Here is a 4,604-nt window from a genome sequence, read left to right on the forward strand (position 1 = left end):
CCTTACTTTCACTCTGGTGCATACAAGAGTCTTGGAGATGTCGTAAATCACTATATTAGTGGAACAAGAAGTATCGATAATTATAAGAGTGATTGGTTAAATGATCTATTTGAGAAGAACTATCCACAAAAGTTATTTGTAGAAACAAATAGATATATGATTTTTAAGAAAAAAGAGAACGCACACCCACTCATTAGAGGACAGATTATTAGAATGAATTCAACACAGAGAAAGGAGTTATTATTCTTCTTAGAGAATTCACTAACTGGAACACTTAGAGATTAAAGCCTATGGCCAAAATATCTAAGTCTTTTTATAATCACCATCTTTTAACGTAAAAGTGAGCAATAAATGAATAAGAGTTTCGTTACAAATATAATTTCATTAGGTCTTATTGGATTTGGGTTTATCTCTCCAATATATTCTGACACTATAAAAACAATGGGTCTGTACTCATTCTCAGGGGCCATTACTAACTGGCTTGCAATACATATGCTTTTTGAGAAAGTTCCAGGACTATATGGCTCTGGGATTATTACCGAGCGTTTTCAAGAGTTCAAGGGCGCTATTAGATCCATGATCATGAATCAGTTTTTTACAAAAGAGAACTTTGAGAAATTTATGAGTTCAAACTCTGGTGGGCTCGTAAAAATTGAAGAAGAAACAATCATGAAGACAATTGATTTTGATAAAATCTTCAATAAACTCAAGCAAGCTATTCTTGAATCACCATTTGGTGGAATGTTAGGAATGTTTGGTGGAGAAGCAGCTCTTGAGCCACTAAAGCCTCAGTTTGAAGTAAAGTTTAGAGAAATTATTGCTGATATTATTAAAGATGAAAACTTCATTTCTAATCTTACTCAAAGTGGGGAAGGAAGCTCATCAATAGCTGATAGTATCGAAACTATGGTCGATGGAAGACTAGATGAGCTCACTCCTCAGATGGTTAAGGAAATTATTCAAACAATGATCAAAGAACACCTTGGATGGCTTGTTGTTTGGGGTGGTGTTTTCGGTGCTCTAATCGGATTAATCTCTACTCTAATTCCTTAGTGACTGAAATAACTAGATACGATGTCCTTATTTAGTCCCTGGTCTTTAAAGTGCTCTTTTAAGTAGAGAGCACTAACACCAACACTTCCCACTTTTACCACACCACAAGTCTCTCCCTTGAGTTCAACTAGTCTATAGTTTTGAAGCTGGAATTTAGAGATTGTATCTTTCTTCTTAGCCGACCCAAAAGCAGATGCAAGAAGAGAAGCGCTCACCGAGTTATCGTCTTTAGGTGAGTTATCATCAATAATTCTTTGTGCCTTAGGCATAGTGCTTAGGTCTAGCTCTTTAAACTCTAGTCCGTGCTTAGTTAAAGTGAAGTTATATGGACAGTGTAGGCAAGAAGTCTTGCAGCAAGAGCCTCTATTCTTTAGAAATTGACTGGTTTTAACCGAGTCACCGTCTTCATTTGTATATGATAATTCTGCCATTTATGGCCCCTATTGCTATGTAATCAGTAGTTTAATCTATCTCAGTGATAAAATTATATCAATGCACAGTACATTATAGCCAATTCTTTTAAAGCTATTCTCCTGTAGGCGAATTCATGCTATTAAAATATTTAAGGAAGAGGTTAATGCTAAAAAGAATTTATATAGAGATATCTAATATTTGTAATGTTCAATGCTCGTTTTGTCCTGTTGTTGAGAGAGATAAAGAAATAATGTCTCTAACAGAGTTTGAAAAGATTGTAAGCGAAGCCGCGCCTTTAGCTGAAGAGATATGTCTCCATTTGATGGGAGAGCCGCTAGCACATCCAAAGTTTGAAGAAATCTTAAAAATTACAGAAAAGTATAATACTCAAATTCAACTCACCACAAATGGATTACTACTCAAAAGATATGAAGACTTACTCTTATCTTCAAAGGCGATTAGACAGATAAATTTCTCATTACAAGCTTTTAAAGATAACTTTCCTCATAAGAAATTAGATGAATACTTACTTCCTATTTTAAAGTTTGTTCAAAAGGGACATGCCTTAAGGCCTGAGCTCTACGTGAATTTTAGAATGTGGAATCAAGACTCTACTGATAAGGATAATTCCGACATTTTTGAATACGTTGAAAAGTATTTCCAAATAACGATTAATCGCAATATTGAAGTCGGGGCCATAAAATCTAAAAGGGTATGGAATAGATTATACTTACATTTTGATTCTCGATTTGAGTGGCCTTCACTAGATGGAGAGTTCCAAGGAAAACAGGGACGCTGCAATGGCGTGATAGGACATGTTGGAATTCATGCAAATGGAATTGTAGTTCCATGTTGCTTAGATAAAGAGGCGATTATAAATCTTGGAAACTGCAAAGAAGAGGCCCTTGCAGATATCTTGTCGAATGAACGAACAGAGGCCATGAGGCAGGGATTTAAAAATGGTAGGCTAGTAGAAGATCTATGCCAAAAGTGTACTTATATAAATAGATTTAAAAAGTAGTTTTCACCATCATAAATACTCCCATTAAAACCAAGAAGTATGCAAAGGTCGCTTTGAGCTTTTCTGGATTTGCTTTTTTTGCAATTTTTGATCCAATGAATGAACCAATAGATGCAAATGCAGAAAACTTTAAAAGAAAAATCCACGGAATATTAACTATAGTTAAATATTGAATAAAACCACCCAATGAATTGATTGCAATTACAAAAAGTGATGTTGCTATTGATACTTTTATATTTTGTCTTCCTATTATATTTAAAGTTGGAACAATTAAGAAACCTCCTCCAACTCCAATTAATCCAGTTAGTACTCCGATAGATAAAGCACTTATAGCAAAGTATATAAAAGGGATACTATCATTACTTGATCTTTGGGGTCTCTTGCGTAGCATACTAACTGCCGCAAGTATGATAACAGTTGAAAATAAAATGAATTGGAAGCTCTCTCTTACAAACTGAGAGGAGTATGAACCTAGTGAAGTTCCGAGGAGTGAGAAAATTATAAATTGAACTGCAATTTTATAGTTAATGACTTTGTCTCTTAGATTACTGATGACAGCTGTTGAGCTAGAAATTGCAACAATAGCAAGGCCCATAGGAATAGATAATTTAAGAGAAAATTCCATTAGGTAGGTTAGAATAGGTACAATTAATATTGAGCCCCCACCTCCAAGTGTTCCAAGTGCGATTCCTGAAAGTAGCGCTAGTAAGTATGTCATAATTGCTCCCTTATCTAATTATAGGCAGCAATCAGTTTATATACTTTGATTTGTATCAAATATTGAAATTAATCAATTTATCTAAGTCGTTGATTATAAAATCTCGTCCATCTTTTTTGATAATATTATTCTCCGCCAATAGTGTCATGACACGAGCGACAGATTCAAATGTTGTAACAGAAAAGTCTGCGATTTCTTTTCTTGTCCAAACTTGATCAGGATATTTTAACTTTAAAAAGACGAGTGACTCACTAACTCTTTGAGCGACACTCTTATCATGCACACCTGCAAGTCTTAGTTCTGCTTGCCCTAAGTCTTTTGCTAAATGAGAAACCATCTCCATTAATAGCTCTGGATGCTCTTTACAGATTCTCTGGCATTCTTCGTTTGATATAATAATTATATTCGTATCCCTAAGTGCCATGGAGTTAGCGTGGTAGGGAGAATTTGCAAAGTATGATCTATGACCGAATATGGAGTCCTCTCCAAATACTCTTAAAAAGACTTCTTTTCCATTAGATGAATTATGAAATAGTCCAACAGTTCCAGATTCAATAAAGTATATACTTGTAGGTGTTGAATCTTGAGAATATATAATTTCTCCTCTCTTGTAGTTTCGAGAGGTTGAGTGCTTAATAAATGGTTTAATTTTTTGATACTTCATTGTTCTCACCAAGTTTGATCTAGATCAATGTTAGATCTGTCTTTTAGCTCTATTCTTATATCTGTAAAGCTCCATTATAAGACAAGGGGAACTAAAATGGCAGATAATCTTAATATACAAGAATTCTTTGATGAAGATACTTCGACATTATCATATATAGTATATGATCCCTCTACATTAGATGGTGTGATAATTGACCCCGTTCTAAACTTTCACCCAGGTGATAAGAGTGTAAGTTATGAATCTATTGAGGCCTTATTGGACTTTATTAATTCTCACAACTTAAAAATTCACTATATCTTGGATACTCATATTCACGCAGATCATCTTACTGGAGCAGCTTTACTTAAGGAATCTCTTCCTTCGAGCAAAATGGGAATAGGTGCCTTAGATGAGGAAAGTATAACTCACTTTAAAGAAAAGTTTCCACACTTCAAGCAGCTACCTTACGATCTACTTCTAAATGAGAATGATAGATTGGACTCAGGCTCTTTTAGTATCGAAGTACTTAAAACTCCAGGGCATACTGCTTCTTGTGTTTCTTATAAAATTAATGAGAACGTTTTTACAGGTGATGTTATTTTTATACCTGACTCTGGAACAGGGAGATGTGACTTTCCAGGAGGCGACTCTAAAGAAATGTACAACTCTATAAAAAATAAACTGTATTCTCTACCTAATCACTTCAATATCTATGTTGGGCATGATTACTCACCAAATGGTAGAGCAATGAA

At 34.6% G+C, this 4,604-nt stretch carries 7 protein-coding genes; 4 read left to right on the forward strand and 3 right to left on the reverse strand.

Features of this window, described 5'->3' with window-relative positions; all coding sequences use genetic code 11:
• Together ABX784_RS15530 and ABX784_RS15535 are read left to right on the forward strand one after the other, a co-directional pair.
• Positions 1-285, forward strand: a 285-nt coding sequence (locus ABX784_RS15530; RefSeq protein ID WP_372655977.1) for a hypothetical protein, incomplete at its 5' end; no start/stop codon positions are given.
• Positions 286-351: 66 nt separating this feature from the next.
• The gene (locus ABX784_RS15535) at positions 352-1,053 is read left to right on the forward strand and encodes a DUF445 domain-containing protein (protein ID WP_372655978.1); all 702 of its coding nucleotides are present in this window, start codon (positions 352-354) and stop codon (positions 1,051-1,053) included.
• Here the strand turns inward: ABX784_RS15535 and ABX784_RS15540 are convergent.
• Positions 1,050-1,484 carry a DUF5522 domain-containing protein gene (locus ABX784_RS15540; RefSeq protein ID WP_372655979.1) on the reverse strand — a complete coding sequence of 145 codons (435 nt, stop codon included), beginning with the start codon at positions 1,482-1,484 and terminating at the stop codon, positions 1,050-1,052. The two genes, ABX784_RS15535 and ABX784_RS15540, sit on opposite strands and share 4 nt — an antisense overlap.
• A gap of 146 nt (positions 1,485-1,630) precedes the next feature.
• Between ABX784_RS15540 and ABX784_RS15545 the strand changes: the two genes are divergently transcribed.
• Positions 1,631-2,488 carry a radical SAM/SPASM domain-containing protein gene (locus tag ABX784_RS15545; RefSeq protein WP_372655980.1) on the forward strand — a complete coding sequence of 286 codons (858 nt, stop codon included), beginning with the start codon at positions 1,631-1,633 and terminating at the stop codon, positions 2,486-2,488.
• On the opposite strand, the gene ABX784_RS15550 is transcribed toward ABX784_RS15545, so the two are convergent.
• Together ABX784_RS15550 and ABX784_RS15555 are read right to left on the reverse strand one after the other, a co-directional pair.
• A complete protein-coding gene (locus ABX784_RS15550; RefSeq protein ID WP_372655981.1) occupies positions 2,478-3,206 on the reverse strand; it encodes a sulfite exporter TauE/SafE family protein in 729 nt (242 codons plus the stop codon). The two genes, ABX784_RS15545 and ABX784_RS15550, sit on opposite strands and share 11 nt — an antisense overlap.
• A gap of 55 nt (positions 3,207-3,261) precedes the next feature.
• A complete protein-coding gene (locus ABX784_RS15555) occupies positions 3,262-3,870 on the reverse strand; it encodes a Crp/Fnr family transcriptional regulator (RefSeq protein WP_372655982.1) in 609 nt (202 codons plus the stop codon).
• 96 nt (positions 3,871-3,966) lie between these two features.
• On the opposite strand from ABX784_RS15555, the gene ABX784_RS15560 reads away from it, so the two are divergent.
• A partial coding sequence (locus ABX784_RS15560; RefSeq protein WP_372655983.1) for an MBL fold metallo-hydrolase occupies positions 3,967-4,604 on the forward strand: 638 nt, incomplete at its 3' end.

The sequence above is a fragment of the Halobacteriovorax sp. genome, assembly GCF_041587335.1.
Classification (GTDB): Bacteria; Bdellovibrionota; Bacteriovoracia; order Bacteriovoracales; family Bacteriovoracaceae; genus Halobacteriovorax.

Bases quoted from the DNA above. Each gene is read 5' to 3' on its own strand.
- ABX784_RS15535 (WP_372655978.1), top strand. From the start codon at position 352: ATGAATAAGAGTTTCGTTACAAATATAATTTCATTAGGTCTTATTGGA.
- ABX784_RS15540 (WP_372655979.1), bottom strand. From the start codon at position 1,484: ATGGCAGAATTATCATATACAAATGAAGACGGTGACTCGGTTAAAACC.
- ABX784_RS15545 (WP_372655980.1), top strand. From the start codon at position 1,631: ATGCTAAAAAGAATTTATATAGAGATATCTAATATTTGTAATGTTCAA.
- ABX784_RS15550 (WP_372655981.1), bottom strand. From the start codon at position 3,206: ATGACATACTTACTAGCGCTACTTTCAGGAATCGCACTTGGAACACTT.
- ABX784_RS15555 (WP_372655982.1), bottom strand. From the start codon at position 3,870: ATGAAGTATCAAAAAATTAAACCATTTATTAAGCACTCAACCTCTCGA.